Origin of the sequence: Streptomyces sp. NPDC047042, assembly GCF_040644035.1 — a bacterium.
Taxonomy (GTDB): Bacteria; Actinomycetota; Actinomycetes; order Streptomycetales; family Streptomycetaceae; genus Streptomyces.
In genome coordinates this window covers 98,542-124,444 of sequence record NZ_JBEYVP010000012.1, presented here as the reverse complement: position 1 = coordinate 124,444, position 25,903 = coordinate 98,542, and the positions used below count along the sequence as shown (strand labels likewise).

The following is a 25,903-nucleotide window of genomic DNA, read 5'->3' as shown; positions in this document are numbered from 1 at the left end:
GTGAGGCCGGCGCAGTACTCGTTCTCGTAGTCCGTCGGACTCTTGAACCGGCACTCGCTGTGTGTACTCGACCTTGAGAACGCTGTCGAACGCCTCGCTGACAGCGTCGTCGAAACACGAGCCGACCCGGCCCATGGACAGGGTGACGCCCAGCTTGCGGCGCGGACGTCACCACACCGGGTGGCCCCAGCCATGTTCAGCGCGGCCACGACCAGCTCCGCATCATGGTGGGCGCCCATCGCGGGTGTCACTCCGCGGGCCGGCCCCGTTCACGTGTCGGGGCCCGGGCCTCGTTAGGCGGCTGACGCGGACCGCGTATCCGGATGCGCGCGCCGGAGTGTGTGGCGACCGCCCCGACGGGGGTGCTCGGACGCCCTCTGGCGCTCCGCCCGTCAGCCGTCAGGCGATTTCTGTCCGACGGCTGGATGAATTGTCAAAATACTACAGAGGCGCTCGTCTTCGAGATCTCTTGAGAAACATCCCAATGCTCCGCGAGCCTACCTTTTTCGACGCGCCATATATCGACGATCGCCAGATCGGGACTCCCGTCCGCGAATTCCATGTGCAGGTGAAGGGCGACCATCTCCCCGTCGCTTATGATCCGCTTGACCGTGGCCCGACCGCCCCTGACTGCTTCTTCCTCCAGATAGGCGATGGCGCCTTCTCGGCCTTCTCCGGCTTTGGCGTTGTGTTGGACGTAGTCCTCAACCGCGTACTGCTCGAAGGCCTGGCGAGCACCATGAGCCTCCAGGGCCGAGAGAAAGCCTTCAAGGACATCACGGCTTGTCGGGACCGTCATTTCTTGGCCTCCAGCCAGGACAGGGGCGGCCGGTCGGCCAGGTCGTAACTGGATGGTGCACAGCGAAGTCGGCGATATGGGTGACTTGTTCATCCAATGAACATGTCCCTTGAGCGTGACGCCGGTCACTTCCTACCTTGACGCTGCTCGTCGGCCGGTCACCGTGCCGAGTGGTTCGTCAGGTCGGTTGAAGAGCCGCGCGGAGGAACTCCGCGAAGGCCCATGGGCGGTTCGGCAGCGGTGTTGCCGGTGTGGCCGCGACAGAAGCACCCGCATCAGGGGTCGCCGGTGAACGTCGGCTCCGACAGGAGCGCTTTACGCGCAAGGAGTCATCCATGGTTCAGACCGATTCACCCGATGAGGCACAGGGGGAAGGGGGCAGACACCCCCGGATCTCGGGAACTCTGCCCGCCGCGATTCACGCCGTCCGCCACGCGTGGACCGCCCTTTCCGGTCTCCTCGGCGGCGTCGCTGAGACCAAACCCGCATGGCACGGTCGCTAGCCATGGCCGCTGAATCCGCGATACCGACGATCCCCCGACTTGAGGTCCGCGGTCTCTCCAAGACGTTCGCCGGCGTCACGGTCCTCGAGAACGCGAGCCTGACGATCGCCCCAGGGGAGGTGCACGGCCTCGTCGGGCAGAACGGCTCCGGCAAGTCCACGCTCATCAAACTGATCTCCGGTGTCCACTCGGCGGATCCGGGCGGCGAGATCCTCCTCGACGGCGAGCGGATCGGCCCGCCGGTCAACGCGAAGGCGCTGCACGGACAGGGCCTGTCGTTCGTGCACCAGGATCTCGGTCTCGTGCCCGACCTCTCGGTGCGTGACAACGTGCGGGTCGGCCGGCACTCGGCCAACCGGATCTTCCGCTGGATCCGCACCTCCGAGGACGCCGTCGCCGTAGGCGAGACGCTGAATTACCTGCGCACCGACATCGACCCGTCGGCCAAGGTCTCGACCCTGCTGCCCAGCGAGCGGGTCGCGGTCGCTGTCGCACGCGCGCTGCAGGACCGGACCCCCGGCGCGGGTGTCGTGGTCTTCGACGAGTCCTCGCGCGCCATCCCTCACGACGCGCTGCCGGTGTTCTACGACATGATCCGCCTGCTCAAGAGCCAGGGCACGGCTGTGCTGTTCATCAGCCACAACCTCAAGGAGGTACTCGAGATCGCCGACCGGGCGACCGTCCTGCGCAACGGCCGCGTCGTGGAGACGGGCATTGAGACGGCCGGGCTCGATGAGGCCAAACTGGCCGGACTCGTCCTCGGGCGCGCCGCTGAGCTCGGCGACATCATGGAAAGCCTGCCGCCCGGGCCCCGGCCCGAGACGGTCGAGTTCGTCGACGTCCGCGGCGGACGGGTCGACGGTGTGAGCGCCACCATCCGTCGCGGCGAGGTCGTCGGCTTCACGGGGACGGTGGACTCCGGCCTGTCTGACCTCGGGCCGCTCCTCGGCGGCGACCGGCGCGGCACGGGCAAGGTCAGGCTCGGCGGACGCGTCGTCGACCTGGCCCGTGGCAAGGTCGTCGACCTCCTCGACGCCGGGATCGCCTTCATCCCCGCCGACCGGCACGACAAGGGCGTCGCGCTCGAACTGACGGTTGAGGAGAACGCGACCCTTCCCCACCTGCGACGCAGAGGAAAGCCCTGGTGGACCGGGTTCAAGTGGCAGCGCGCCGAGACCGAGGGCATCATCGCGCGGTTCGACATCCGGCCGCCGAACCCCACGATGCCCGTGGCCTCGATGTCCGGTGGCAACCAGCAGAAGGTGCTGCTCGGCAAATGGCTCCTCGGGACGCCCGACCTGCTCGTGCTCGACGACCCCACCCAGGCGGTCGATGTCGGCGCGCGGCACGCGATCCTCACGGCGAGCCGGCAGGCAGCCGCCGACGGATCGGCGGTCATGGTCTGCTCCGCCGAGGTCGAGGATCTCGCGGCGATCTGCGACCGGGTTCTCATCCTCCAGGACGGCCGGATCATCCGCGAGATGACGCGACCGTTCGACGCGGACGCCCTTCTCTCCGCGGTCTTCGCCGTCGACGACGCGGCGCACACTCCCGCCTCCGCACCGACTCCCGCAAACGAGGCCTGATGGCAACCACACGGTCACAACCCACGATCGCCTCGGGCGTCGCACCTCGGAAGACAGACCTTCCGTTCACCCGGGCGGCCTCCTACGTGCTCCAGCGCTACAGCCTCGTGCTGCTCTGGATCATCATGGTGGTCCTCTTCCTGACGCTGCTTCCGAACGGCGTCGACCTCACGAGCGCCTCACGCGCGGTCTTCGGCCAGCAGACACCAGTGGTATTCCTCGGCCTCGCGGTCATCGTCACGATCGCCGTCGGCGAGTTCGACCTGTCGTTCGCCTACATCTACGGCCTGGCGGGAACCACCTTCCCCGCCCTGGTCGTCCTGCACGACTGGCCGGCTCCGCTGGCGATCCTCGCAGCCCTCGCCGCCGCGGTGCTCGTCGGCCTCCTCAACGCGGTACTCGTGGTCATCGTCGGGATCAGCTCGATCGTCGTCACCCTCGGCACCGGGAGCCTCGCCCTGGGGATCGCGCTGCTGATGTCGAACCAGTCGAACGTGAGCGGCCTCGACCCGGGGCTCGCGCAGATCGCGATCGGCAGCTTCCTCGGCCTGCCTGCGGTGTTCTGGTACGGCGTCGTGCTCGTCGTCATCACCGCGTACGTCATGACCGCGACCCCGCTCGGCCGATCGATGCTGTTCGTCGGCTCGAACCCGAACGTGGCAAGGCTCGCCGGTATCCCCGTCCGCCGCATCCGTTTCGGCGGCTACCTGATGGCCTCCCTGCTCAGCGGCGGCATCGGCGTCATCCTCGCGTGCGGCGTCGGCGGGTTCAGCACCGCGACGGCCCAGGCGCAGATGATGCCGGCCCTCGCCGCGGTGTTCCTCGGAACGGTCGCGGTGGTCCCTGGGCGCTTCAACGCGATCGGCATGTTCATCGCCGCCTACTTCCTGCTGACGGGCATGTTCGGGCTGCAGTTGCTCGGGCTGTCCGGCTGGGTGACGAACGTCTTCTACGGTGCGGCGTTGATCATCGCCATCACCGTGTCGCTGCTTCTCCGGCGCCGCACACGTACCTGAACCGGCTGCTGCACGCCACTTCCTCCAGCCAGGAAGCGAAGCGCGACACGGCGGGTGAAGTCGGGCGGCTCATGAAGGGCAGCTCGTTCCGCGGCAGCCCTCCTGACCGGCGGCTGCCACATCTCGTCGCCAAGTCAGACCCGGGCCGGGCCCTGACGTTGCCCGCCCGCAGACGTGACAGCGGTCTGCTCTCGAAGGAGAGCCAAGTGATCACACACTCGATGAAGAGAGGCAATCTCATGCTGAACGGGCGCAATCGGTCGCACGGACTTCTCGCGGCCTGCACGGTGTTGGCACTCACCCTCGTCGGCTGCGGCAGCACCGCCGAGAGCTCAGGCTCGTCCGGGGACGCGAAGGGTGCCGTCCCGGCCGGCGTCGCGGAGGCGGTCAAGGCGGCGAGACAGCCGATCGACACGTTCGCGGGGCCAGGGCCGGCCATCGACACGTCGAAGATCACCGGCGGCAAGGTCTACGTCGTCGTGCCGGCTTTGGAGGTGCAGGACTTCTCGGTCGTCGCCGACGAGATCAAGAGCGTGTTCGCACGCTTCGGCATCGACGTGGAGGCGTGCGGCACGACCGGCGGCTCACCGGACGGCGTCGCCAACTGCCTTCACCAGGCGATCAACGCGAAGGCCATTGGCATCGTCACGGTCGGCATCACTCAGAACACCGCCCCGAGCGCGATCGCCGACGTCGCGAAGGCGGGTATCCCGCTGGTGAACGGTATGACGACGTCCTCCGGCCCCGGTGCCCCGAAGCTCGTCAGCTACGTGGCCCCGGGCTTCGTGAAGCTCCACTCCTGGCTGACCGAACAGTTCATCGTCGACTCCAAGGGGTCGGCCCATGTGCTCGCGATGCGCACGACCTCGAACGACATCACGCCGGCCTGGGCCGACAACGGCGTCGTCAAGGTGCTGAAGGACGACTGCGGCGGCTGTTCGTCGATGGTGATCGACGTGAACACGGTCAACCAGGACAAGATCTCCACCGGGGTGTCGACGTCGCTGGTGTCGGACTCCCGGATGAAGTACATCGTGGCCGGTACGAACAACTACATCCCCGATGTCGTCGCGGGAGCGCAGGCCGCGGGCCGCAGTGCCACGGACATCCGGATCGGCACCGTGGGAGGTGCCCTGGCCGTGATGCAGCAGCTCGGCCAGTCCCAGTGGGTCGGCGCGGTCGCCGCGTTCAGTCTTCCGGCACTCTCCTGGTACATGTCCGACTCGCTGCTGCGGCTCATGGTCGGTCAGCCGCGCGCGGGCGAGCTGGACTTCCCGTTCCAGCGTCTGTTCACGTCCGCCAACGTCACCGGCCTCGACCTCACCCAGAAGGGGTGGTCGAGCGGCTCGTGGTACGGCAAGGCCGACTACGCGAACGGGTTCCTCAAGCTCTGGGGCAAGAACTAGATGACAGGCGACGAAACCACCGAGCGGAACAAACAGGTGGTCGAGGCGTTCGTCAGCGACGTGGCGATCGCCAAGCGACTCGACCGTCTTGACGACCTCGTCGCGGTCGACTACATCCAGCACAACCCCCACGCCGGGCAAGGGCGAGAGGGCGTCCGCGCGTACTTCGCCGGATTTCATCGCGCACGCGAGAAGGACCTCGATCCTTCCGGGACCATCGAAATCCACCTGATCGGCGAGGGGGATCTCGTGGTGCGTCACGAGATCCGTGTCAACGGCCTTCACATCGACATCTGGCGGGTTCGGGACGGCATGCTCAAGGAGCACTGGGACGCGTGGCGTTCGGCGCCGGGCTGTGACCCACCGGCGGGCTCGTGATGGCGGGAATCGGACCCGGTGAGGCGCCCGGATCGGAGCCGGAGTCCGAGCGGTTGGTACGCGACAAGCGGCTCGTCGAGGATTTCCTGGCGGTCGCCCACGGCGATCTCGCGGGCCTGGACCGGCTCGGCGAGTTCGTGTCCGCGGACTACATCCAGCACAACCCGAACATCGGGCAAGGGCTCGACGGACTGCGCACGTTCTTCGCGCACATCCTCTCGCTTCCGCCCTCCGAGCGACTTGACCCCTCCAAGGAAATCGAGGTGCGTCTCATCGCGGAGCGCGACTTCGTCGTCCGGCACGAGATCCGCGAAGACGGGTTGCTGATCAACGTCTTCCGTCTGGAGGACGGCCTCGTCAAGGAGCACTGGGACGCATTCTGCCCGCCGCCCGGCGGCGCGATCATCCACGGTCTCGAATGAGGCGTCAAAAACTGCGTTCAGCAGAATCCTCACGCCGGCCAGGGCCGCGAGGCGTCCGAGGGTCCCTGGCGGTTTCAACAAGGGCGCGCTCGATCGGGGACCGCGCCCGCGGCACGATTTCCGTCGACTGAGCGACGGCATGCTGCGTGAGCACTGAGAAACCCGGCGCTCCCGCCCGGGAACGAGCTTCTTCTGAAATTTTGATCCAGCGAAGGGAATGGGAATGGCCGACGAGACTCACGATCTTGAGCGCAACAAGCAGATCGTCGCCGAGTTCTTCGATGTCGCCCACGGCACGGTGGCGGGCCTGGAGCACCTCAACCGGTATGTGGCCGCGGACTACATCCAGCACAACCCGAACATCGAGCAGGGGCGCGAAGGGCTCCGGAAATTCTTCACCTACATCCTCTCGCTGCCCCCGGAGGAGCGTCTCGACCCGGCGAAGGAGATCCAGGTGAACGTCATCGCCGACGGCGAGTTCGTCGCCCGCCAGGCAATCCGCGAGGACGGGATGCTGATCGACGTCTTCCGCATACGGGACGGGCTGCTCGTCGAGCACTGGGATGCCTTCCGTCCTCCGCCCGGCGGCAAGGTCATCCACGGACTCGAGTGACCCCACCAGACTTGAGCACTGACGCGATCCGGTCCCTGCTGGAAGCGGATCGCGTCGGCATGCCCGCGTCAGCGACGTGGATCGACCGTGAGCGTTCTCAGGGCGTACGCGGCTGGGGTTTCCCCACTCAGCCGGACGGGGCGTCTGCGCGGGTCGTGTCGCCGGGGCCGGCGCGCGACGCTACAGGTCGCCGGGTGCGGAGGGCGCCAGCGCCGATCCCACCCCGCTCAGCACCCGCGGATCAGCCAGCGGCTCGCCGTGTCCGGGGCACAGAAGCATGACGTCGTGGGCGGCCATGGCTGCGGCGGAGCGACGGGCCAAAGCCGCATCAGCGTTGAAATGGCCCAGCGTCGGCCCTTCCGGCGTGGTGACGATGAGGTCACCGGTGAACAGGACGCGGGATTCCCTCACCAGCAGGCCGATGCTGCCCTCCGTGTGCCCTGCTCCACTGATCACCGCCGCCCCGCCCCCGATCGGGACGATGGCTCCCGCCTCCACCTCGGAATCGACGCGACACGGAGGGGCAGGTGGGATGCCGGCGGAAAGCCGCTCGAATACCACGCGTTCTTCGAGAGTGAGCGTCCGGCGCGGAGGCCGGCGCTCGCCGCGGATGATCGGAGCGTCCGCGCGATGCGCGATCACTTCGACATCGCCCCAGTTCGCCACGTCCGCGGCCGCGCCCGTGTGGTCCTCATGATGATGCGTGAGCACCAGCCGCCGGAGGGCCGTGGTACGGAAGCCCAGCTCGGCGAAGGCGGCGGCGAGCCGGGGCTCGTCCCCGGGAAACCCCGCGTCGATCATCGTGACCTCTGACCCGTCGCACCAGAGGTAGACCTGTGGGAAGCCCGTCCGAATCATGAAGAGATCGGGAGCAAGCTTACGGATCTCCGTCGCTCGATCGCCCATGGTCTGTCTTCTCCTTGTCCTAATACCTCATGCCCGCGCGGGGGCGACGACTATGTCGAAGCGATCTCGGCTCCCTGTCCCGCCGATGACACCGATCGGCTCGCCCTCCGGGGGGGATTGGCGGACGACGGTCTTGGCGACGTGCACGTTGAAGACCCGCCAAAGCAGCGCGGCGCCCAGCTCGCGGCTTTTCGTGGCCGCGATGTCTTCGTGGTGCTCGCCGAGTGGGATGGCCGTGACGTTGGCATGTGGTGCCTCACCTCCGCTGAGCGAACTCTCTTTCGCCGACGCCCTGTCCTTAAGCCGTCTGTCCGTTCATCGAACAATGGCGTTAGGACGAGGCTGTCCGCCTCCATAGGGTGGGCTATCGCGTCCGCTGGAAGGTGGGTACGACCGCTGCATCACCAATGACGTCACCGTCGCGGAAGACACAGGGGTCCGCTGCTGCCGAACACCGTCGCTGCCGGTGAGATGTGGCTGCCCTGGTGGACCGTCGGCACCCACCGGGTCTGTAAAGCTGGAGAACGTACAGCCCCCGGCAGAGCACTGGACGATGTCTCGTTCGCGCCGCTGGTCCGTTCCCATGCTCCGGTTCGCGCTCAGCGCGCCGACGGAACCCGCGAGCCGGTGGCGTAACCGGGGGAACGGGACGGGTACCAGGAAGCGTTTCGCGAACCCGACTGCGAGCCACCCCGGGCCCTGAAACGTGACGGTTGCCTAGCTATAGCTAGTGCTCAGGGCGCGGCTTGGCCTTGGTGGCGTGGCGGGCGGCCTTGTAGGTCTCGGGCTGGAAGCGGTGTTTGATGGCGGTGCGCTTGGTGGCGGTGTCGCCGCCGACGACCTCGGCACGTCCGTTCATCAGGGCGAGGAAGCCCTGGCGGGCGACTTCCTTGCGGCTGTTCTTCCTCATGCCGGGGCCGAAGGCGGTGTTGTTCATGCCGGCGCTGGCGTGGAAGTCGCTGTCGGTGGCTCCGGGCATGAGGCAGGTGACGCTGACGCCGTGTTCCTTGAGTTCCTCGCGCAGTCCGAGGGCGAACATGCGGGTGAAGGCGCGGGAGGGCCCGTAGACGGTTTCGTAGGGGGTGGGAAGCGTCGCCGACAGCGACGAGGTGATCAGGATGCGGCCGCGGCTGTTGCCGGCCATGTGCCGGGCGACGTGCTTGGCCAGGTGGACGACGGAGGCCACGTTCAGGTGGATCAGGGAGAGTTCGTCGTCGAGGTCGGTGTCGAGGAAGGCCCCGCCGATGCTCCGGCCGGCGTTGAGGACGGCGGCGTCGAGCGGTCGGCCGGTCTCCCGCACTGCCCGCCACACCGTCTCGACGCCCTCGCTCCGGGAGAGGTCGGCGCGCACGGGTGTGACGTGGACGCCGTGCTGCGAGAGGTCGGCCGCTGCCTGGTCGGTGTGCTCGCTGCGGCCGGTGGCGATCAGGTCGAACCCGTTGATGGCGAACAGTTTCGCGAGTTCATGGCCGATGCCCGCGGAGGCCCCGGTCACCAGGGCGAGCGGGCGGTGGGAGGTGATGCTGCTCATGAGAGGTGCTCCTTGTTCCGTGTGCCGGCGGTCGTCCGGTCTGCCGATCGCCGACCACGGGGCTGGGGGTGGCGTTATCAGTCCTGGAAGGTGGGGTGGATGACGAGGCCGTTGACTGTGACGTCGGGGGGCTGGCCGAGGGCGTAGGACGGCGTCGGTCACGCGGTCCGGGCGGATGGCACCCGCTGCGGTCCTGGGCGATCTGCTTGCCCTCGGCGTTGCAGACCTCGTAGGCCCAGCCGGTGTCGTTGACACCGGGGATGATCATGGAGACCCGGATGCCGTGGACGGTGCCGACCTCCTGGCGGAGGCTGTCGGTCATGTCGTGGATGAAGAACTTGGTGGCGCTGTGGACGCTGCGGGCGTCCCCGACGCGGATGCCCGCCACCGAGCTGAGGTTGACGATGTGGCCCGACCGGCGGGCGATCATTCCGGGCAGGACGGCACTGCCGGCGTGCGGGAAGCCGTGGGGGTTGGTGTCGATCATCTTGTCCCAGTCGTCGACGGCACGGTCGGACCACTTGGAGAAACAGCATCGGGCCTGCGTTGCTGACCAGGCGGCCGGCAGGGCCGTACTCACTGGCGGTGAAACCCATAGACCCTCGACGTCGTCTGGGTGGGTGACATCGGCGCTGTGGGCGGCTGGGACGACGCGGACGGTGGTCGCGCCGACGTGGAGGAGGCGCGGTGATGGCGCTGACGCGGCCTTGGAAGTGGGGTTCGTGGCTGTCTGCCAAGGTGGCTTCCTCCTTGCGGTGCGCACTGGTCGGACGGTGCGCGCGCAGAAGTCCACATCGGCGTCCGTGATCGCGTCGGGCTGGTAGGTCAGGTCGTCGAAGAACCGTGTGCGGTACCAGCGTTCCCTGGGCCGTGGGTGAGGCCGCGGCCGACGACAGGCTGTACGGCGTCGTCACCGGCCGGCCCGCCCGACTTCGAGGTCAGGCGGCGGAGGCGTGGAAGTCGGCCGACTTCGTCAGCGCCTCGTTCGCGCGGATCTCGGCGAGCATGGACTCCAACTGCTCTATCGCCATGCCGTACGCCGGAGCGCCCAGCAGCAGGCGCTGGGGGTGGGTGTCGGCGGCGAGGGCGGTGATGATCGCCCGGGCGGCGGCGTGGGGGTCGCCGGGCTCCTTGCCGGTGTCCGCGCGGAACGCCGCGCGCTGCGCGCCGACCGTGTCGGCGTAGTCGGCGATCTCCCGCTCGGGCAGGGTCTCGTTGGCGGAACGGCCGGCCCAGTCGGTGCGGAAGGGGCCGGGCTCGACGAGCAGCGTGGTGATGCCCAGCGGGGCGACCTCCTGGCGCAGGGCGTCGGTCAGGCCCTCGACGGCGAACTTGGTGGCGGCGTAGTAGCCGACAGCCGGAAAGGCGCGGAGTCCTCCGATGGAGGAGAAGTTCACGACCGTTCCCGAGCGGCGATCGCGCATACTGGGCAGGACGGCGCGGATGACGTCGGACAGGCCGAAGACGTTGATGTCGAAGATCCGGCGGATCTCGTCGTCGGTGCTCTCCTCCACGGCGGCGAAGTAGCCGATGCCGGCATTGTTGACCAGCACATCGATACCGCCGAAGTGCTTCTCCGCCGCCTTGACCGCCTCCCTGACCTGAGCGCCGTCGGTGACGTCGAGGGGCAGGGCGAGCGCCTGGTCGTTGCCCTCGACGAGATCCTGGACCTGGGTGACGTCGCGGGCGGTGACGACCGCCTTGTGGCCGGCGGCGAGGACCTCCTGGGCCAGAGCGCGGCCGAAGCCGGTCGAGCATCCGGTGATGAACCAGACCTTCTGCTGAACAGTCACGATGCGGATCTTCCTCAAAACGGGTGCACCTCTCCCACGGCGATCACCAGGGGTGACAGTGAAGGGGGCGCTATGTACAGGGGAAAGCGACGCCCGCCCCGGCCTGTGTCACGCACACGGCAGGCGGGCCGCGCACCTCTCAAGGTCGCTGCGATGGCCGCCCAACCATTGATGCACGCCGCGCGGCGGCGGACCAAGCTGTGAACGGGGGCCATTGCTGCCGGGGAAAAACCTTCCCCCTCACGCCCGTGGATCCCCGCGGCGACCCGGGGAACACTGGCGGACATGGCGAACAATGCCGAGGAGATCAAGAAGTTTCTGCGCGCCCGGCGCGACGCGGTCCGCCCCTCCGAAGTCGGCCTGGCGAACTACCCGGGCCGACGGGTACCCGGCCTGCGCCGCGAAGAGGTTGCGCAGCTCGCCGGGGTCAGCGTGGACTACTACACACGCCTGGAACAGGGACGCCTCACCAGCGCCTCCGAAGGCGTCATCCTGTCCATCGCCGAGGCCCTGCGACTGACGCAGGCCGAGACCCAGTACCTGCGTGACCTGCTGCGCCCCCAGCTCCGCCGCAGCGTTGAACCGGCGCCGCCCCAGCAGGTGCGGCCCGCTCTGCTGCGCATGCTGAACGGGCTGCATGACCAGCCCGCCTTCGTCCTCGGCCGCCGCAACGAGGTTCTGGCCTCCAACGACCTTCTCGACGCCCTGTTCACCCCGTTCAACCACCGCCCGCCCGGCGAGCGCAACCTGCTGCGCTGGCTGCTCCTCGACCCCGCCGCCCGCTCTCTGTACCTCGACTGGGCGCAGATCACCTCCGAGGTCGTCGGCGTGCTGCGTGCGGAGGCCGGCCGTAACCCGGACGACCCGCAGATCGCCGAATTCGTCGCCGAACTGCGCTCCGCATCCCCCGAGTTCCGCACGTGGTGGGCCGAGCGGACCGTGGTCGAACGCACCTGGGGCAGCAAACGGTTCAACCATCCCGTCGTCGGCCGCCTCGACATCACCTACGAAGCCCTCTCCCTGCCGGGCGACCCCGACCAGATCCTCTTCGTCTACTCCGGCAAAACCGACGACGACCTTGGAAGACTACGTATCCTGGCCAGCTGGTACGCCCAGTCCACCACCCACCCCATCACTGCCGGACAGGGCACTGCCCAGCCGCAACGGGGAGAGCCGGGCGAACAAGAGCCCCGCCAGGCGTAGGCCCGCTGCGGCGTCGCGCCCGGGCCGGCCTGGGCTTCGAGGTGCGTCGTCGGCCCTGATGGGCGCATAGGGGGCCGACATCAGGCCAGCAAGGAACGGTCACCGGTTCGACCCCGATCACCGATCGGGCCCCGTCCAGCGCTCACACCACCTGCACCGCGCCGTGCTCGACGACCAGTTCGGTGACCGCCCCCTCCACCGAGACCGGCTCGGCGGCCAGGCTGACATGCACCGTGGTGCCCCGGCCGACCCGGTGAGCCGGGGTGTCCGGGGCCCACCGGGCTAAGGCGTGCCCTGGGGGGCGCGGAGCGACTCGGAGCGCTGGCCGGCTATGGGCCGCAGTCTCAGGCTCCTATGTCGCCGCACCCTACGTCGGTCGTCTGCTGGCCGAGCTGGGTGTCGACGTCATCAAGGTCGAACCGCTGGTCGGCGATCCGTGGCGCATGCAGGGCTGCAGCCGCAACCGCGGTCTATCGGCTTCTCACCTCCTGCGATGTGGTCGTCGACAACTTTCGACTCGGTGTCACACGGCGACTCGGCACGAGCCATGAAGACCTCGCCAAGGACACGAAGGACATCGTCACGGTTTCGGTGACGGCGCACGGCGCACGGCGAACGGCCGAACGACATGACGACCGGAGTGTGCGGGACGCTCGCCTCGGTGCTCGGTATCTACCACCGGGCAATGACCGGGGAGGTACAGCACCTGTTGACCTCGCTCGCGACGACGTCCGTGTTCCTTCAGTCGGCGGACCTCGTCGAGTACGCGGATCGCCCGGCGGGCCGGTGGGGAGGGCGGGACTACGCCGGGCCGGCGCCCACGGACCGCTTCTGTCCCGTGAGCGTCGGTTATGTACGCCTGCGGACAGCGGTCTTGGAACCCGAGACATGGCGCGCGGCCGGATCGACCTGGACGACACGGCACTGCGATCGGACCCGGTGACGGTGATATCCCGGGTGCTTTCGTCATGCACCCGCGAGAGCGCGGCCGCGAAGCTCACCGCCGCGGGCGTTGCTGCCGTGCCGGCGCGGCGCGCGTCGGAAGTGGCGACTGACGCCGGGCTGCACGCCCGACACCTCCTCGGCACGTTCACTGCCACGGACGGGCGCCGCTTCGTTACCACCGACCGTCTGGCGGACTTCGCCCGCACCATCGTGGACACGTACTTCATGGCGCCCGGCCTCGGCGAACGCTCCGTCGAACTGCTGGCGGACAGCGGCGCGACCGCCGAGGAGACAGAGACCCTCATTCGTTCCGGCGTCGTCATCGACGGTTCCCCGGTCGACATCACCTACCTGCCCCCTACCGGTGAGACGGTCGTCGCGGCTCTCTCACGAGCGTCGTGGGTGGGTGTTCATTGAACGGACAAGACGTACTCGTCCGCAGCCCCGACGCACAAAGATCAAGGGCGACGGCCTTGCTGCACCGGGCGCTCCACGGGGCAGTGCCCGCTCTGGCTGTGTGCGAACGCCGACCGAGGAGACATGAGCCATGGCTGGACGACTGGCGGGCAGGACCGCCGTTGTGACCGGAGGCAGTACCGGTATCGGGCAGGAGATCGCCCGGAGGCTCGCGGCGGAGGGAGTGGACATCGCGGTCGCGGATGTCAACCCGGCGGACGAGACGCGGGAGTTGGTCGTTCGGGTCGGCCGTCGGTTCTTCAGTGACAAGGTCGACGTCTCGGACGAGGAGGCGATCAACGGGTTTGCCGCGAAGGTCCGCGGCGAGTTGGGGTCCGTCGACATCCTGGTGAACAACGCGGCCGTGGTGCTGCTGGCCGACCTCGACCATGTGACCTACGACGACTGGCGTCGCACCTTCGCAGTCAACGTGGACGGTCCCTTCCTGGCCTCCAGGGCTTTCCTGCCGGATCTGAAGAAGTCCAGGTCGGGACGGATCATCAACATCACCTCGTCGAGCTACTGGACCGCGCCGCCGCCCTTTGTCTCCTACGTCTCCGCCAAGGGTGCGCTGAACGGCCTCACCTCCGTCCTGGCCGCCAACCTCGCCGTGCACGACATCACCGTCAACGGCGTCGCGGCGGGTCTGGTCCGGACCGCCGCGGCCCTGGAGAACACCAGCGAGGCATTCTTCGACCAGGCTGTGCAGGGGCAGAACATCAAGCGGGTGCAGATGCCGGACGACGTCTCGGGCGTCGTGGCGTTCCTCGCCTCCGAGGACGCCTCGTTCATCACGGGGCAGATCGTCGTCGCGGACGGCGGCAGCACACGTCGCTGAGAGGCTCGGTGGAGGCCTGGCGTCATGGGGCTGGACCTGAACCTGCTGGTGCCGTTGGAGGCGCTGTTGCAGGAGCGGAGCGTGAGCCGGGCGGCGCGGCGGCTCGGTTTGAGCCAGCCGACCGTGAGCGCGGCGCTGGCCCGGCTGCGCCGGCACTTCGGCGACGAACTGCTCACCCGGATGGGAAACGCCTACGAGCTCACCCCGCTGGGAGAGAGCCTGGCTGAGCACGCCGTCCAGGCGCTCGGCTCGGCCGACCGGGTCTTCCAGGCCCGGTCGGCCTTCGATCCTGCCCGCGCCCGGCGGGAGTTCAGCGTGGTGGTGTCCGACATCCAGCTGGCGACCTTCGGGCGCACCCTCGCCGCTCTGGTGCGCGAAGCGGCACCGGAGGTGCGGCTGCGGTTCCAGCACACCACCTCGCACCTCGTCATGAACGCCCAGGAACATCTGCGGGTCGTCGACGGGATGCTGCTGCCGCAGGGAGCGCTGACGAACGTCCCGGCCATAGACCTGTACGAAGACCGCTGGGTGTGTGTCGTCTCCGTCGACACCGTCACGCCGACGCCGCCTGCCCCCGAGGAACTCGCCGCCCGCCCCTGGGTGGTGCCGTATCCCTTCCTGGCGACGGGCTTCGCGGCGATGCGTCAATCGTTCGCGCACGGCACCCAACCACGGGTCGAGATGACCATCGAGACCTTCCTCACGATGCCGTACCTCATCGCGGGCACCGACCGGGTGGGCGTGGTTCCCGAACGCGCCGCCAGCCTGTTTCCCGCCGACAGCGGAACGGCTGTCGTGGACTGGCCCTCCCGCACGGCGACGTCGGTCGAGTCCCTGTGGTGGCACCCCGCGCACGCCCGCGACCCCGCCCACATCTGGTTCCGGCGGACCGCGGCCGAGGCCGGCCGACTCGTCACCGCCGACATGGCGCGGAGCGCCTAGCCCGGTCGAGTCAGGCAGTGGCGGCGTAGACGCTGCCGACGCTCACGCCCGCTCGTACGGCAGTTGTGGACCAGGGCGTACGGCGATGCCGGGTACTTCTTCCACAACCTCCGAACGATCGAGGTCCTCGTCGACCGGGGCGCCGTTGCCTCCGGCGCCACGGCCGACGGGAACCCCTGACAGCACTACAACCTCGGGTATGGCTACGGGCGGAGAACCCCGCTGTCACACCAGCTGTAGCCGTCGGTCGGCGGATTTGCCCCGACGGCCCATGTACCTGTCAGATCAGCCGATGCAGTTGTAGTGCGCCAGGGCGTACACATTGCCTGAGCTGTCGGTGAGGATGCTGCCGTCCAGGTATTGGACCGACTTGGTCCCCGGGTAATTGGCCTTGCACACGGCCAATGCCAGGTCCTTGGTCGCGTCCTCGATGTCATTGGGGAATCCGTATGCCGTGGCGGGCACCTGCCCGAGGACGGCGGCGCTGGCCGGGGTGGCCACAGCGATACCGCCTACGACGGCGACAGCGGTGAGGGCGAATGCGGTACCCGCTGTCCGCATCCTCGGGCCGCGCCGCGTATTCGATGTGCTGGTGGACCGGCGCTTACTCAAATTCATGTCTGTAGGCTCCTTGTGATGACACGAAGGTCCCGCGACAGCAGGACTCGTGTCCTCAGTGCGTGGGGGGAGGCTTGCGTACCCAACTCTCGCTCCTGAACATGCCCTTGGGGAACAAGAGATCGCCGATGGTGGGCATAGACAAGATCGATATCCCCGCGAGGACCAGGAGACACCCGTTCGGCGAGCAGGTCACACCCTCGCACGGCAGCATGCTGCCAACCGCCGTTCTGAGCGCGGGTGCAGCATGCTGCCGTCGGAAAGCGGATCCCCTACCGGTCAGAACACGACGAGGGGTGCGTTCGGGCCGGGGTCGTAGTCGAATCTGAAGTTGATCCGGGTCTCGCCTCCACTACAGCTATCGGTGGTGAGGATGTCGGTTCCATATCCGAACTGGGAATCGTCCCCGACGCATGTGGTGCGGTTCTTGGGCCTGATCGAGAGTTGGCCGGTGTCGTCCCAGTAGTTCAGGTCGAAGAGCTGATCGGAGGCGCCGTTACAGGACCACTGGATGATCCTTCCGGAGTTGTCGCTCCAGCACTTTCCGGTGGTTCGGTTGACGATGCTGTACAGACCGTTGCCGGCGGACACGAACTTCCAGCTGCCGTTCACCGTGCTGTAGCCCCTGTATCCTGATACGTTCACGTGTGCACCGTTGGCGGTCGTATCGACGCCCAGGTCACGGTTGCTGTCGTGGGCGTTGAGCAGGTGGACGCCCGCGTTCGCGGCCAGGCGGCGGAACCCGACGGCGTAGTGGTCGGACGTCATGCCGCGCAGGACGCCGCCGTAGCCAGCGATCCGCTCGTTGGACACCATGTAGTCCAGTTCCCCACCGCTCTGTTGGGTGGAGGTTCCGGCGGTGTACCTGTGCCAACCTCGTCTGATGGCGAGATTGCTCGGGTCGCGGTTCCAGTCGCCCATGGCGGCCCAGATGCGGGTTCCCGCTACCGCGCTCATGTTCGCCAGCAGCTGTGCGCCGTCGTTGCCCCCGCTCGCCAGGGCGTGTACGGAGAAGAAGAGCGTGCTGCCCAGGGTGATACCGAGGGCCGGCCGGGATGTCGGAAGGCCGTTGTTGCCGTAGAACGCGGGCCGTGCGACGTGTACCTGAGGGGCGTCGAAGCTGGTCAGAATGGCGAGGTTCACCCTGTTGGCGCCGAAGTCGGTGCGCACGAAGTAGATGTGCCAGTTCTGGGACTGGCCGGGCGGCCGCCACAGGTACTCCTGTACGCGCCACCCACTCCAATGCGTGGTTTCCGACAGGTAGCGGGATGTCCAGATCAGTTGTCCGGGTGGGTTGGGGCCGGCCTCCTGCAAGGAGATCACGTTGTAGCCGGCGCTGGTCAGCTGGGGGATATCGGTCGACCACTTGCCGCCGCCGCCCTGCATGTTGTAGGTCGCGGGCCGGTAGTCCTCCACCGCGGCGGCGGCGCGTTGCGGTGTTCCGAGGGAGATGAGCACGCCGGCCAGCACGGCCACGGCGAGCAGGGGCGCAAGGAACTTGGTCCGCGGGAGACCGCCGCCACGGCGCCGGTGCGGTCTTTCGCGGGATACCCAGGGGAGGGGAATCCTCATGCTGTGTCCTTTCGAGGAGTGCGTGACGCGTGCACGAGGGTCAGCCACCGATCACGGCTGAGCTGTCGGTGGTGGCGGCCGGAGTGGGTGCCGTGACGGTGTTGATCACGACCCTGTCCGGGTAGGCGGCCGTCAATGGATCGGTGACCGATGCCGGGGCGTCGGTGTCCACCACCACCCGGTCGCTCGTACCGTCGTAGTGCACGGCCACGCTGTAGGCGGTGGTGTCGCCGTCGGCCGACACCTGCCGGACGACGGCGTTCTGGATGTCGGTGATCTGGGCGAGCGTGAACTGGGGGCTCTTCGCGGTGGTGGGGGCGGGCCAGTCGGCCGGGATCTCTCCGTACTCGGAGGTCCAGCCGGGTGGCTTCCGCAGGTCGTCGATGTCACCGGTGTAGTCGGAGGGGAAGATGATCACCGGTCCGACACCGGGGTCGTCGAATGCGGCGAGCGCGCAGTTGTAGTCGGCGAGCGCCTGGATCTGCTGCCACTGCAGTTTCGTCGTGGCGTCGCTGAAACCGGACGCGGGCGCTGCGGCGGTGGTCACCACCTCGCCTACGGCGATCTGGTCCGGGGTGCACTTGGCCGGCGGCGGATTGTCGAGGGTGTACGCCTTGATCTCGAGTTTGCCCGCGTACTGGGCGGCCAGCGGATCGGTCACCGACGCGGGGGCGTCGGTGTCCGCCACCACCCAGTCGTGCATCCCGTCGTAGTGGACGTTCAGCTGGTAGGTGGTGTCGCCGCCCGGTTGTATCTGCGCGGTGACCGCGTCCTGGAGGGCGTTGATCTGGTCGACCGTGAACTGCTGGCTGAGCCCGGGGGTGGGGTGGGGCCAGTCGCTGGGGGTCTGCCCGAACTCATCGGTCCAGTCCGGCGGTGTCTGCAGGTCGTCGATGTCGCCGGTGTAGTCCGACGGGAAGATGACGACCGGTCCGACGTCGGGGTCGTCGAACGCCGCGATCGCGCCGTTGTAGGAGGCGAGCGCCTGGAGTTGCTCCCACTGCCCTTCGGCGCCGGTGGCCACCGCCTGTACCTCGGAGGCGGACAGGGCCCGGTTGTACATGCGGAAGTCGCGCATCCGGCCCTTGAAGTACAGGTCGGAGGAATACAGCGACCGTCCGATGTAGTCCGCGGTGGTCGTCCCGCCGCCGATCGCGCCCGGGGTGATCGTCACCGACGTGTTGCGGGCCTTCTCCACGCCGTTCTCGTAGAGGACGCCGGTGTTCCCCGTCTGCGTGTACGTCACGTGCTTCCACATGCCGCGGTACAGCTCGTACGAAGTCGACGGCCGGGTCTGCTGCTCGCCGTGGTAGTCGGTCAGTGTGATGCCGGTCCGGAACTGGTTCCCGGTGCCGAACAGGTAGCCGTTGCCGCTGGCGCCGCTGGTGTTGCCGAATCCGTAGAGGAAGTACGGCTTGCCCATGGTGGGATCGATCCACACGTCGAACGAGATGGTGATCGCACCGAGCCCGGCCATGATGTTGTTGGGCACCTTGATGTACGTGTTGGAGCCGTTGAAGCCCAAGCCGTCCGCGTCGCCCCAGTCGGCGGTGCCGTTGACCGTGCCGTCGCTCCCGTGGCCGGAGGCGTCGTGCGCGACCGTGCCGGACGTCTCGTCCAGCTTGTACCGCAGGAGCAGCCCGTCGGTGATCTCGGCCTGCGCGGGGGCGGCGGTCGTCAGCGTGCCCCCGGCGGCCAGCACGAGGGACAGAACGGCCAGGAGTGCGGCGGACGTCCGTCGACGCACGGAGGCGCTCGGGCCGCTCGCCCTTCGGAAGGCGGCCCGAGCGGCAGCCGGGAGCCGGCTCAGCGAGGCCATGACATGAGAGGACGCGAGGGCTGTCCCGGCCGCGTTCGTTCTTCGCATCGTTATCCTTTTCAAAGCGGTGGGCGGCATGCGGCAGCGGGATGAGGACATCCGATGCCGTGGCCGCTGCCGAGCGCGAACCGGGCGTGCGTGCGGTCGCCGGGGTCCGGGAGCCGGGCCGCAGCCCGCCCGTGAGGGATTGCGCCGTACCGAGAGGGAGGACACTCGACCGGCGTCGTCCGCCTCGGTATGGCGTCTCGACACATGAAAGGCCCGGGGTCCGGCCCCGGGCCATACGTATATCTACGGGGTTCTGATGTGGTTCCCATGCGATTGCTGTGGCGGCTCCCGTGTGCCTGGTCCGCCGGTCGCCGAACGGGTTACGGGATGAATGCCCCGTTCATCATCATCTGTCCCTGTTCACCCTATGGAGTGCGCGCCTGGTTCGCCGCCCACCAGGCCGCGATCTGGGCACGGCCGCCGAAGCCGAGCTTGGCCCGGATGTTCTCGACATGTCCCTCGACGGTGCGTGGCGACAGCACGAGCATCGCGGCGATCACCCGGTTGTTCATGCCCTGAGCCACCAGCGCGGCCACTTCCCGCTCCCGGGGCGTCAGCGGGGTCATGGCGTCGGCCGGGGTGGCCGTTTCGGCACCGCTCTGGCCCGTGTCGCCGTTGTCGCCGCCCAGGGCATAGGCGATGACCCGGGCAGGGCTGTCGTGGCGGCGACCGCTCTCCGTGAGCGCCTTCTCGTATGCCTCCGGACCCAGGGCCCGTACGACCGCCTCCTCACAGCGGCTGTGCAGCACACCCAGGAGCGGGCCGAAGGTCAGGATGGTAGTGCCGATGTCCTGCCACAGGGGGCGCACCGCGCCCAGCAGCCGTGCCGCCCGCTCGTGGTCGCCGTGGGAGGCGGTGATCCAGGCGAGCAGTTCGAGCATCAGCGCCGTCGCGACGTAGTCGCCGAAGCCTCTCTCGATCTCCAGGGCGCCCCGGACCAGGGCCATGGCCGCCTCCAGATCGTCGTGCAGCCAGGCGTCCAGGCTCAGTGCCCACAGCGCGTGCGCGCGGGCCCACCGCTCACCGTGCGCCTGGGAGATCGCGATCGCGCGCCGGCCGGTCTCTGCCGCGCGCTGGTCCTTCGGATGTGTTTGGGCGGCGACCAATTGGAACAGCAGGAAAACCGCCTCGGGCCCCTCGCCCAGCGTCGTCGGGGTGGCGAGCGCGTCCTCGAACAGCGACTCGGCCTCCTTCCGTCGCCCCTTGTTCAAGGCCAGCGTGCCGCGGAAAGACAGGACGGTCGCACGCACCACCAAGTCGTTCGACTGCTCGCCGAGCTCCTCCGCCTCGTCCAGCCACCGCTCGGCCGCCGGGTGGTCGCCCTGCAGCAGCGCTACCCAGGCGGCGACCCACAGTGCCCTGGCCCGGGCCGGGGTGGGCTCGGGCGCGGCCGCGAGCGCCCGTTCGAGCTGTCGGCGCCCCTCGCCGAGGAGCGCGTCGGCGCACCAGTGGAAGCGCAGCGCGGCGGCCAGTGCGAGGGTGGCCTGCGGGTCACCGCCGCAGTCCAGCGCGGCCCGCATATTGCCGTGTTCGGCGCGGAGCCGGGCCAGGGCCGCCTCCTGGCCGGGGCCGTACCAGCCGTCGGCGATCCGTTCGGCCAGGGCAAGGAAGAAGTCGCGGTGTCGCAGCAGCAGTCGCTGCTCCTCGCCGGATGCGGCGAGCCGTTGTCTGCCGTATTGGCGGATGGTCTCCAGCAGCCGGTAGCGCGGCAGGCCCTCGTGCTCGGTGGCCAGGACGACGGACTGGGCGACCAGCCGGTCCAGCAGGTCGAGCACCTCGTCCCGGGCGATGCCCTTTCCCGAGCAGACGCCCTCGGCGGCGTCCAGGCCGAAACCGGAGGCGAAGACCGACAGCCGGTTCCACAGCAGCCGCTCGGAGGGACAGCACAGGTCGTAGCTCCAGTCGATCAGCGCGCGTAGGGTGCGCTGCTGCGGATGGGCGGCCTGGTTCCTGCCCGTAAGCAGCTTGAACCGGTCCTCCTCCAGCCGGTCCACCGCCTGGTCGACGGTGAGGGTGCGCAACCTGGACGCGGCAAGCTCGATCGCCAGCGGCAACCCCTCCAGGTCGGCGCAGAGCCGGCGGATCCCGGCCCAGTTGGCGTCGGTGATCCGGAAGTCCGGCCGGACGGCGGTGGCCCGGTCCCGTAGCAGCTCGACCGCCTCGTCCGCCACGGACAGCGGCGGTACGGCGACGACGTGCTCGCCCGCTATGCCCAGAGTCTTGCGGCTCGTCGCCAGGATCCGTAGTTCGGCGGAGGCCGACAGCAGCCTGTCGGCCAGTTCGGCGCAGGCGTCGACCAGATACTCGCAATTGTCCAGCACGATCAGTACCCGACGCCCGGCCAGATGCCTCGCGAGGTCGTTCAGGACAGGCCTGGCGCCCAGGTCCGGCACCCCCAGCGCGGTCGCCGCCGCGCCCGCGACCGCCGACGGATCCCGCACCGGCGCCAGATCCACCAGCCAGCACCCGTCCGCGAAGGCCTTACCGCACATCGCGGCCACTGCCAGCGCCAGCCGCGTCTTGCCCACCCCGCCCACCCCGGTGAGCGTCAGCAGTCGTGCCGAGCCGAGGAGGCGGCGGATCTCGACGATGTCGCGCCGACGGCCTACGAAAGTGGTGAAGGCCGCGGGTAGATTTCCCGCTTCCGAGATCACGCCAGGCACCGACACCGTCCTCGCCAGTGCCGTCCGCGCGGACCGAGCGGACGGCTCTCTATCGTGACCTAAATATGATAAATCAGACTGCCGTGAAGGTTGGGTGGTGCGGCGAGTCGGGTGCTGATCGGTGAGAAGCGCCGGTGCTCTCTCTGGTGCCGCTCAAGCGTCGAGGCCAGGCTTCCCCCCTGCGGCGCCCGCCCGGTGCGAATCGGGGCGGGACACGCTGCCGGCGCGAAGGGCACAAACGCTCGGCGACGTGCCCGCAGGATCCAGATCCGGGCCGAGCACAAGGCGGACATCGGCGGCGGCGACCTGGCCCACCTCGACGACGACAGCTCCGCGATGCGCGACCTGCGTCACCGCCACAGCCACACGTCGTCGACGAGGCCCAGGACCTCGGCGCCGCACCCAGGAAGGTGCCGCGCTCCGTGGCGCATCCGGCCCGGACGACCCTGCGCACATCTGGTTCCGGCGGACTGCGGCCGAGGCCGGCCGACTCGTCGCTGCCGACTTGGCGGGGAGCGCACGGCCCGAGCGGCCAGTACGGTATCGGTCCGGTCTATACCTGCCATAGATGATCTCTCGTTCCCCAAGGCGCTACTCAGCGGCGACAGTTGGACTTGCCCCCACGGCGTGCGCGTGCAATGGGCCTCCTTTCGGTACGGCGGGCGTCGACCGCCATCCCCCCACTTTCCCTTCGCATGGAGATGCAAGTGATGCGCAGCGAGTTGCAGGCGCTACGTGCAGGACACGTCTTCGACGGCGTCGACGTCAGGGGACCGGGCATGGTCCTCGTCGAGGACGGTGTGATCCGTGACGTCGACTTCACGGGAGCGGCGCCGCCTGAGCACGCTGTGGTGACGGACTTCGGGCCGGACAGCTGGCTGCTTCCCGGACTGATCGACGCCCATGTGCATCTGTGCTGGGACGGCACCGAGGATGCCGTGGCCCATGTGTCGTCCGACGACCGCGAGACCGTACTGAAGACCGCGCGTGCGGCGGCGGCGACCACACTTCGGGACGGCGTCACCACCGTCCGCGACGTCGGCGACCGTGACTATCTCTCTCTCGCGCTGCGCGAGCAGATGTCGCCCACGGAACGCCCCGAGATCGTCGCCGCGGGGCCGCCGATCACCACCCGCGGCGGTCACTGCCACTTTCTCGGCGGCGAGGCCGAGGGCTCCGATGCGCTCCGGGCGGCTGTACGAGAACGTGCCGAGCGTGGCTGCGAGTTGGTGAAGGTGATGGCCAGCGGCGGCAACGTGACCCCAGGTTCCCATTCGCTGCATCAGCAGTACGACCGGTCCGACCTGCGGCTGATCGCCGACGAGGCGCATCGGCACGGGCTTCGCGCGGCCGCCCACGCACATGCCGTCCAGGCGGTCACGGACGTGGTCGAGGCGGGCTTCGACACCGTCGAGCACTTCTCGTTCCTCACTCCCGAAGGCGTCGAACTGCGCCAGGAGGTGCTGGACGAGGTCGTACGACGAGGGACGTTCGTCAGCATGACGGTGGGGATGCTGCCCGGGATGCCGGTGCCCGTTCCGGCCATCGCCGCTCGCTTCGCCGCCATCATCGAGGTCATGAGCAAGATCATTGCCTCGGGCGCCCGGGTCGTTCCCGGGACAGACGCCGGCGTCGGTCCCGGGAAACCGCACGGCATCTACCCGCACGCGCTGACACATCTCGCCGAACTGGGAATGCCTGCCCGCGGTGTGCTGCGGGCCGCGACGTCCGAGGCGGCCGAGGCGGTGGACCGGGCGGGGAGCAAGGGAGTGCTGCGTCCCCGGGCCGATGCCGACCTCCCTGGTGCTCGGCAGCTCACCCCTCGACGACATCGCCGCCGTCACCGACGTCCGCGCGGTGTACCGAGCAGGCCACCGGGTCCGCTGACACCCGCACTCGCACCCGACTCCGCACGCTACGAACTCCGCACGCTACGAAAGGACCGCAGCACATGCGCACGACCCGCCGGGCAGCCCTCATAGGCATGTCGGCCCTGCCCCTCGTCCTGGTACCGGGGGTGGCCCATGCCACGCCGAGTTCGGGAGTCTCGTCAACCACCCTCTATGAAGCGACGGTTGACGGCACGACGTACACACTGAAGCGGATCACGATCAGCCCCGGCGGTACGACCGGATGGCACTACCACCCCGGGACGGTGCACGGGATCGTGCTGGAGGGCACGCTGACCCACTCGGACGCGGACTGCGCGACCGACGGCGTGTACTCCTCGGGTGACACCATCACCGAACCGGCCGGACCGGACCACGTCCACATCGGCCGCAACCTGGGCAGCACCCCGGTCGTCCTCGACGCGCTGTACGTCGACTCGGCCGGCACCTCGCTCACAGTGGACGCGTCCAACCCCGGGTGCGACTTCCAGTGACCGGACGTACCGCTTGGAATCGAAGGGGGCGGCTCTGAACTCCGCTTGATGGCAGGTCAGTTGGGTGCACTGCGCCTGCCGGCCCGGCCGGTGGAGTCGGCCGATGACCTGTGTGTCAGTGCCAGCTCTGCTTCGTGGGTTGCTCCTCCAGAGCTGAGGCCGGGTCGAACAGGCACATGAGCAGGTCGATGAAGCAGTCCGCGACCCGCTTGGCGGTCCGGCGGTTCTCGACCTGCACGATCTGCCGCGCCGCCGCGTGGAGCAGCCCGGTCACCGTGAATGCGGTCGGGTCCGGCAGTGGCGGCGTGCCGATGATGAGGCCTTCCGGGCCGTGTTTGCAGCGCTCCAGCGCCTCTCGCCGCATGGCAGAGAATCCGGCCCCGACCAGGGCATGCCCACCTCCCGCCGCTTTCGCGATCAGGCCCTCCAGCAGGGCCTCGAAGGCTCAGGCGTCACGCCCTCGAAGTGCTCGCCCGCGGTACGGGCAGTACTCGCCGATCGGCAGGTGCGGCCCGATGAACTCCCAACCCCTATCCGTCAGTTGCACTCGCGTCACCCGCAGAGGTCTGCCGGCGCAGCCCCTCCCGCGCAGACAGACCTCGCGGATTGATCACGACGTAGAACGCACCCTAGTTTCCGTCAGCGGCCTTGGACAGGTGCGCCCATTCGGCCCAAGTCTCCAGACGCCTCCGGTATGCGGCGGGAACCTGCCGGGTGGGTGCCTCGCCGAAGAGCACGCGCAGCGGGGGCTGCTCCATATCGGAGAGTAGGAGGAGTGTGGCAGCGGCACCCTCGGGTCGGGCGGCCGATTGGACGAGCGTGCCCACCATGTCGGCCAGCGACGCACGCAGGGGTTCGTAGGCGGCCAGTGGACGCGCTACGGAGACCGGCGCATGGTGAATATTGGTGGCAAAAGCGCCGGGCTCGATCAGGGTGACCTTGATACCGAACGGCGCTACCTCCTCGGCGAGTGCTTCGCTGAGGGCTTCCAACGCCCACTTGGATGTGCTGTAGGCGCCCATGCCGCCCGCGGCGAGGATCCCACCGACCGACGAGATCTGGAAGATGTGGCCGCTACCCTGCTCGCGCAGGATCCGCAGGACCGCCTGCGTGACATGGAGCACGCCGAACAGGTTGGTTTCCAGTTGGTCGCGCAACTCCTGAACGCTGAGCTCCTCCACTGCGCCGTACAGGCCGTATCCGGCGTTGTTGACCACCACGTCGATCCGGCCGAACCGCTCCTTGGTGGCGGCGACCGCCTCGAACACCTGGGTGCGGTCGGTGACATCGACGCGTATGGGCAGCAGGGCGTCGCCGAACCGGTCGGCGAGGTCGCCCACCGCGGCGGTGTCGCGAGCGGTGGCCGCGACCCGATCACCGCGTTCCAGTGCGGCGCGTGCGAACTCGCGCCCGAATCCCTTCGAAGTGCCCGTGATGAACCAGACCTTGTTCATGATCTTTCC

At 68.5% G+C, this 25,903-nt stretch carries 23 protein-coding genes and 1 pseudogene; 13 read left to right on the top strand and 11 right to left on the bottom strand.

Annotated features, from left to right (window positions below; translation table 11 throughout):
* Positions 1 to 433: 433 nt before the first annotated feature.
* Positions 434 to 799 carry a nuclear transport factor 2 family protein gene (locus ABZ855_RS16195; RefSeq protein ID WP_360807142.1) on the bottom strand — a complete coding sequence of 122 codons (366 nt, stop codon included), beginning with the start codon at positions 797 to 799 and terminating at the stop codon, positions 434 to 436.
* Between the two features lie 505 nt (positions 800 to 1,304).
* Between ABZ855_RS16195 and ABZ855_RS16190 the strand changes: the two genes are divergently transcribed.
* From ABZ855_RS16190 to ABZ855_RS16165, 6 genes are all read left to right on the top strand, one after another.
* Entirely contained in the window at positions 1,305 to 2,888 is a 1,584-nt protein-coding gene (locus ABZ855_RS16190) for a sugar ABC transporter ATP-binding protein (RefSeq protein WP_360807140.1), read from the top strand.
* Positions 2,888 to 3,904 (top strand): ABC transporter permease, encoded by a 1,017-nt coding sequence (locus ABZ855_RS16185; protein ID WP_360807138.1) that lies wholly within the window; start codon positions 2,888 to 2,890, stop codon positions 3,902 to 3,904. The genes ABZ855_RS16190 and ABZ855_RS16185 overlap by 1 nt, the downstream gene beginning before the upstream one ends.
* Before the next feature lie 206 nt (positions 3,905 to 4,110).
* Positions 4,111 to 5,310, top strand: a complete 1,200-nt coding sequence (locus ABZ855_RS16180; RefSeq protein ID WP_360807136.1) for a hypothetical protein — start codon at positions 4,111 to 4,113, stop codon at positions 5,308 to 5,310.
* Complete coding sequence (locus ABZ855_RS16175) at positions 5,311 to 5,688, top strand: nuclear transport factor 2 family protein (protein ID WP_360807134.1); 378 nt, start codon at positions 5,311 to 5,313, stop codon at positions 5,686 to 5,688. It abuts the gene before it with no gap.
* Complete coding sequence (locus ABZ855_RS16170) at positions 5,688 to 6,110, top strand: hypothetical protein (protein WP_360807132.1); 423 nt, start codon at positions 5,688 to 5,690, stop codon at positions 6,108 to 6,110. Before ABZ855_RS16175 ends, ABZ855_RS16170 begins: the two co-directional genes overlap by 1 nt.
* A 223-nt stretch (positions 6,111 to 6,333) precedes the next feature.
* Positions 6,334 to 6,723, top strand: a complete 390-nt coding sequence (locus ABZ855_RS16165) for a hypothetical protein (protein ID WP_360807130.1) — start codon at positions 6,334 to 6,336, stop codon at positions 6,721 to 6,723.
* Between the two features lie 180 nt (positions 6,724 to 6,903).
* Here ABZ855_RS16165 and ABZ855_RS16160 read toward each other — a convergent pair whose 3' ends face one another.
* From ABZ855_RS16160 to ABZ855_RS16145, 4 genes are all read right to left on the bottom strand, one after another.
* Positions 6,904 to 7,629, bottom strand: coding sequence for an MBL fold metallo-hydrolase (locus tag ABZ855_RS16160; RefSeq protein WP_360807128.1), 726 nt, complete (start codon positions 7,627 to 7,629; stop codon positions 6,904 to 6,906).
* A 727-nt stretch (positions 7,630 to 8,356) separates the two neighbouring features.
* A complete protein-coding gene (locus ABZ855_RS16155; protein ID WP_360807126.1) occupies positions 8,357 to 9,160 on the bottom strand; it encodes an SDR family NAD(P)-dependent oxidoreductase in 804 nt (267 codons plus the stop codon).
* Positions 9,093 to 9,740 (bottom strand): SDR family NAD(P)-dependent oxidoreductase, encoded by a 648-nt coding sequence (locus ABZ855_RS16150; protein WP_360807124.1) that lies wholly within the window; start codon positions 9,738 to 9,740, stop codon positions 9,093 to 9,095. The genes ABZ855_RS16155 and ABZ855_RS16150 overlap by 68 nt, the downstream gene beginning before the upstream one ends.
* A gap of 358 nt (positions 9,741 to 10,098) precedes the next feature.
* Positions 10,099 to 10,953 (bottom strand): oxidoreductase, encoded by an 855-nt coding sequence (locus ABZ855_RS16145; protein ID WP_360807122.1) that lies wholly within the window; start codon positions 10,951 to 10,953, stop codon positions 10,099 to 10,101.
* 285 nt (positions 10,954 to 11,238) lie between these two features.
* On the opposite strand from ABZ855_RS16145, the gene ABZ855_RS16140 reads away from it, so the two are divergent.
* The 5 genes and pseudogenes from ABZ855_RS16140 (at position 11,239) to ABZ855_RS16120 (ending at position 15,337) form a co-directional block, all read left to right on the top strand.
* On the top strand, positions 11,239 to 12,156 hold the full coding sequence (locus ABZ855_RS16140) for a helix-turn-helix transcriptional regulator (RefSeq protein ID WP_360807120.1): 918 nt from the start codon (positions 11,239 to 11,241) through the stop codon (positions 12,154 to 12,156).
* A gap of 263 nt (positions 12,157 to 12,419) precedes the next feature.
* A pseudogene (locus ABZ855_RS16135) lies at positions 12,420 to 12,756 on the top strand (CoA transferase); the annotation flags it as partial.
* A gap of 288 nt (positions 12,757 to 13,044) precedes the next feature.
* The gene (locus ABZ855_RS16130) at positions 13,045 to 13,518 is read left to right on the top strand and encodes a CoA transferase (RefSeq protein WP_360807334.1); all 474 of its coding nucleotides are present in this window, start codon (positions 13,045 to 13,047) and stop codon (positions 13,516 to 13,518) included.
* 130 nt (positions 13,519 to 13,648) lie between these two features.
* Complete coding sequence (locus tag ABZ855_RS16125; protein ID WP_360807118.1) at positions 13,649 to 14,395, top strand: SDR family oxidoreductase; 747 nt, start codon at positions 13,649 to 13,651, stop codon at positions 14,393 to 14,395.
* Between the two features lie 24 nt (positions 14,396 to 14,419).
* Positions 14,420 to 15,337 carry a LysR family transcriptional regulator gene (locus tag ABZ855_RS16120; protein WP_360807116.1) on the top strand — a complete coding sequence of 306 codons (918 nt, stop codon included), beginning with the start codon at positions 14,420 to 14,422 and terminating at the stop codon, positions 15,335 to 15,337.
* A 285-nt stretch (positions 15,338 to 15,622) separates the two neighbouring features.
* Here ABZ855_RS16120 and ABZ855_RS16115 read toward each other — a convergent pair whose 3' ends face one another.
* The 4 genes from ABZ855_RS16115 to ABZ855_RS16100 all read right to left on the bottom strand — a co-directional run bounded on the left by ABZ855_RS16115 (position 15,623) and on the right by ABZ855_RS16100 (position 22,057).
* Positions 15,623 to 15,955 carry a hypothetical protein gene (locus tag ABZ855_RS16115; RefSeq protein WP_360807114.1) on the bottom strand — a complete coding sequence of 111 codons (333 nt, stop codon included), beginning with the start codon at positions 15,953 to 15,955 and terminating at the stop codon, positions 15,623 to 15,625.
* Positions 15,956 to 16,234: 279 nt separating this feature from the next.
* The gene (locus tag ABZ855_RS16110) at positions 16,235 to 17,527 is read right to left on the bottom strand and encodes an RICIN domain-containing protein (RefSeq protein ID WP_360807112.1); all 1,293 of its coding nucleotides are present in this window, start codon (positions 17,525 to 17,527) and stop codon (positions 16,235 to 16,237) included.
* A 40-nt stretch (positions 17,528 to 17,567) separates the two neighbouring features.
* Entirely contained in the window at positions 17,568 to 19,394 is a 1,827-nt protein-coding gene (locus ABZ855_RS16105; protein WP_360807110.1) for a LamG domain-containing protein, read from the bottom strand.
* A gap of 365 nt (positions 19,395 to 19,759) precedes the next feature.
* The gene (locus ABZ855_RS16100) at positions 19,760 to 22,057 is read right to left on the bottom strand and encodes a LuxR C-terminal-related transcriptional regulator (RefSeq protein ID WP_360807108.1); all 2,298 of its coding nucleotides are present in this window, start codon (positions 22,055 to 22,057) and stop codon (positions 19,760 to 19,762) included.
* Between the two features lie 695 nt (positions 22,058 to 22,752).
* Between ABZ855_RS16100 and ABZ855_RS16095 the strand changes: the two genes are divergently transcribed.
* Both ABZ855_RS16095 and ABZ855_RS16090 read left to right on the top strand, forming a co-directional pair.
* Complete coding sequence (locus ABZ855_RS16095; protein WP_360807106.1) at positions 22,753 to 24,039, top strand: amidohydrolase family protein; 1,287 nt, start codon at positions 22,753 to 22,755, stop codon at positions 24,037 to 24,039.
* Positions 24,009 to 24,440 (top strand): cupin domain-containing protein, encoded by a 432-nt coding sequence (locus ABZ855_RS16090; protein ID WP_360807104.1) that lies wholly within the window; start codon positions 24,009 to 24,011, stop codon positions 24,438 to 24,440. Before ABZ855_RS16095 ends, ABZ855_RS16090 begins: the two co-directional genes overlap by 31 nt.
* A gap of 115 nt (positions 24,441 to 24,555) precedes the next feature.
* Here ABZ855_RS16090 and ABZ855_RS16085 read toward each other — a convergent pair whose 3' ends face one another.
* Positions 24,556 to 24,804 (bottom strand): hypothetical protein, encoded by a 249-nt coding sequence (locus ABZ855_RS16085; protein WP_360807102.1) that lies wholly within the window; start codon positions 24,802 to 24,804, stop codon positions 24,556 to 24,558.
* 265 nt (positions 24,805 to 25,069) lie between these two features.
* Positions 25,070 to 25,894 (bottom strand): SDR family NAD(P)-dependent oxidoreductase, encoded by an 825-nt coding sequence (locus ABZ855_RS16080; protein ID WP_360807100.1) that lies wholly within the window; start codon positions 25,892 to 25,894, stop codon positions 25,070 to 25,072.
* Between the last annotated feature and the right edge of the window lie 9 nt (positions 25,895 to 25,903).

Bases quoted from the DNA above. Each gene is read 5' to 3' on its own strand.
- ABZ855_RS16195 (WP_360807142.1), bottom strand. From the start codon at position 799: ATGACGGTCCCGACAAGCCGTGATGTCCTTGAAGGCTTTCTCTCGGCC.
- ABZ855_RS16190 (WP_360807140.1), top strand. From the start codon at position 1,305: ATGGCCGCTGAATCCGCGATACCGACGATCCCCCGACTTGAGGTCCGC.
- ABZ855_RS16185 (WP_360807138.1), top strand. From the start codon at position 2,888: ATGGCAACCACACGGTCACAACCCACGATCGCCTCGGGCGTCGCACCT.
- ABZ855_RS16175 (WP_360807134.1), top strand. From the start codon at position 5,311: ATGACAGGCGACGAAACCACCGAGCGGAACAAACAGGTGGTCGAGGCG.
- ABZ855_RS16170 (WP_360807132.1), top strand. From the start codon at position 5,688: ATGGCGGGAATCGGACCCGGTGAGGCGCCCGGATCGGAGCCGGAGTCC.
- ABZ855_RS16165 (WP_360807130.1), top strand. From the start codon at position 6,334: ATGGCCGACGAGACTCACGATCTTGAGCGCAACAAGCAGATCGTCGCC.
- ABZ855_RS16160 (WP_360807128.1), bottom strand. From the start codon at position 7,629: ATGGGCGATCGAGCGACGGAGATCCGTAAGCTTGCTCCCGATCTCTTC.
- ABZ855_RS16155 (WP_360807126.1), bottom strand. From the start codon at position 9,160: ATGAGCAGCATCACCTCCCACCGCCCGCTCGCCCTGGTGACCGGGGCC.
- ABZ855_RS16140 (WP_360807120.1), top strand. From the start codon at position 11,239: ATGGCGAACAATGCCGAGGAGATCAAGAAGTTTCTGCGCGCCCGGCGC.
- ABZ855_RS16130 (WP_360807334.1), top strand. From the start codon at position 13,045: ATGGCGCGCGGCCGGATCGACCTGGACGACACGGCACTGCGATCGGAC.
- ABZ855_RS16125 (WP_360807118.1), top strand. From the start codon at position 13,649: ATGGCTGGACGACTGGCGGGCAGGACCGCCGTTGTGACCGGAGGCAGT.
- ABZ855_RS16120 (WP_360807116.1), top strand. From the start codon at position 14,420: ATGGGGCTGGACCTGAACCTGCTGGTGCCGTTGGAGGCGCTGTTGCAG.
- ABZ855_RS16115 (WP_360807114.1), bottom strand. From the start codon at position 15,955: ATGAATTTGAGTAAGCGCCGGTCCACCAGCACATCGAATACGCGGCGC.
- ABZ855_RS16110 (WP_360807112.1), bottom strand. From the start codon at position 17,527: ATGAGGATTCCCCTCCCCTGGGTATCCCGCGAAAGACCGCACCGGCGC.
- ABZ855_RS16105 (WP_360807110.1), bottom strand. From the start codon at position 19,394: ATGCGAAGAACGAACGCGGCCGGGACAGCCCTCGCGTCCTCTCATGTC.
- ABZ855_RS16095 (WP_360807106.1), top strand. From the start codon at position 22,753: ATGGAGATGCAAGTGATGCGCAGCGAGTTGCAGGCGCTACGTGCAGGA.
- ABZ855_RS16090 (WP_360807104.1), top strand. From the start codon at position 24,009: ATGCGCACGACCCGCCGGGCAGCCCTCATAGGCATGTCGGCCCTGCCC.
- ABZ855_RS16085 (WP_360807102.1), bottom strand. From the start codon at position 24,804: ATGCGGCGAGAGGCGCTGGAGCGCTGCAAACACGGCCCGGAAGGCCTC.
- ABZ855_RS16080 (WP_360807100.1), bottom strand. From the start codon at position 25,894: ATGAACAAGGTCTGGTTCATCACGGGCACTTCGAAGGGATTCGGGCGC.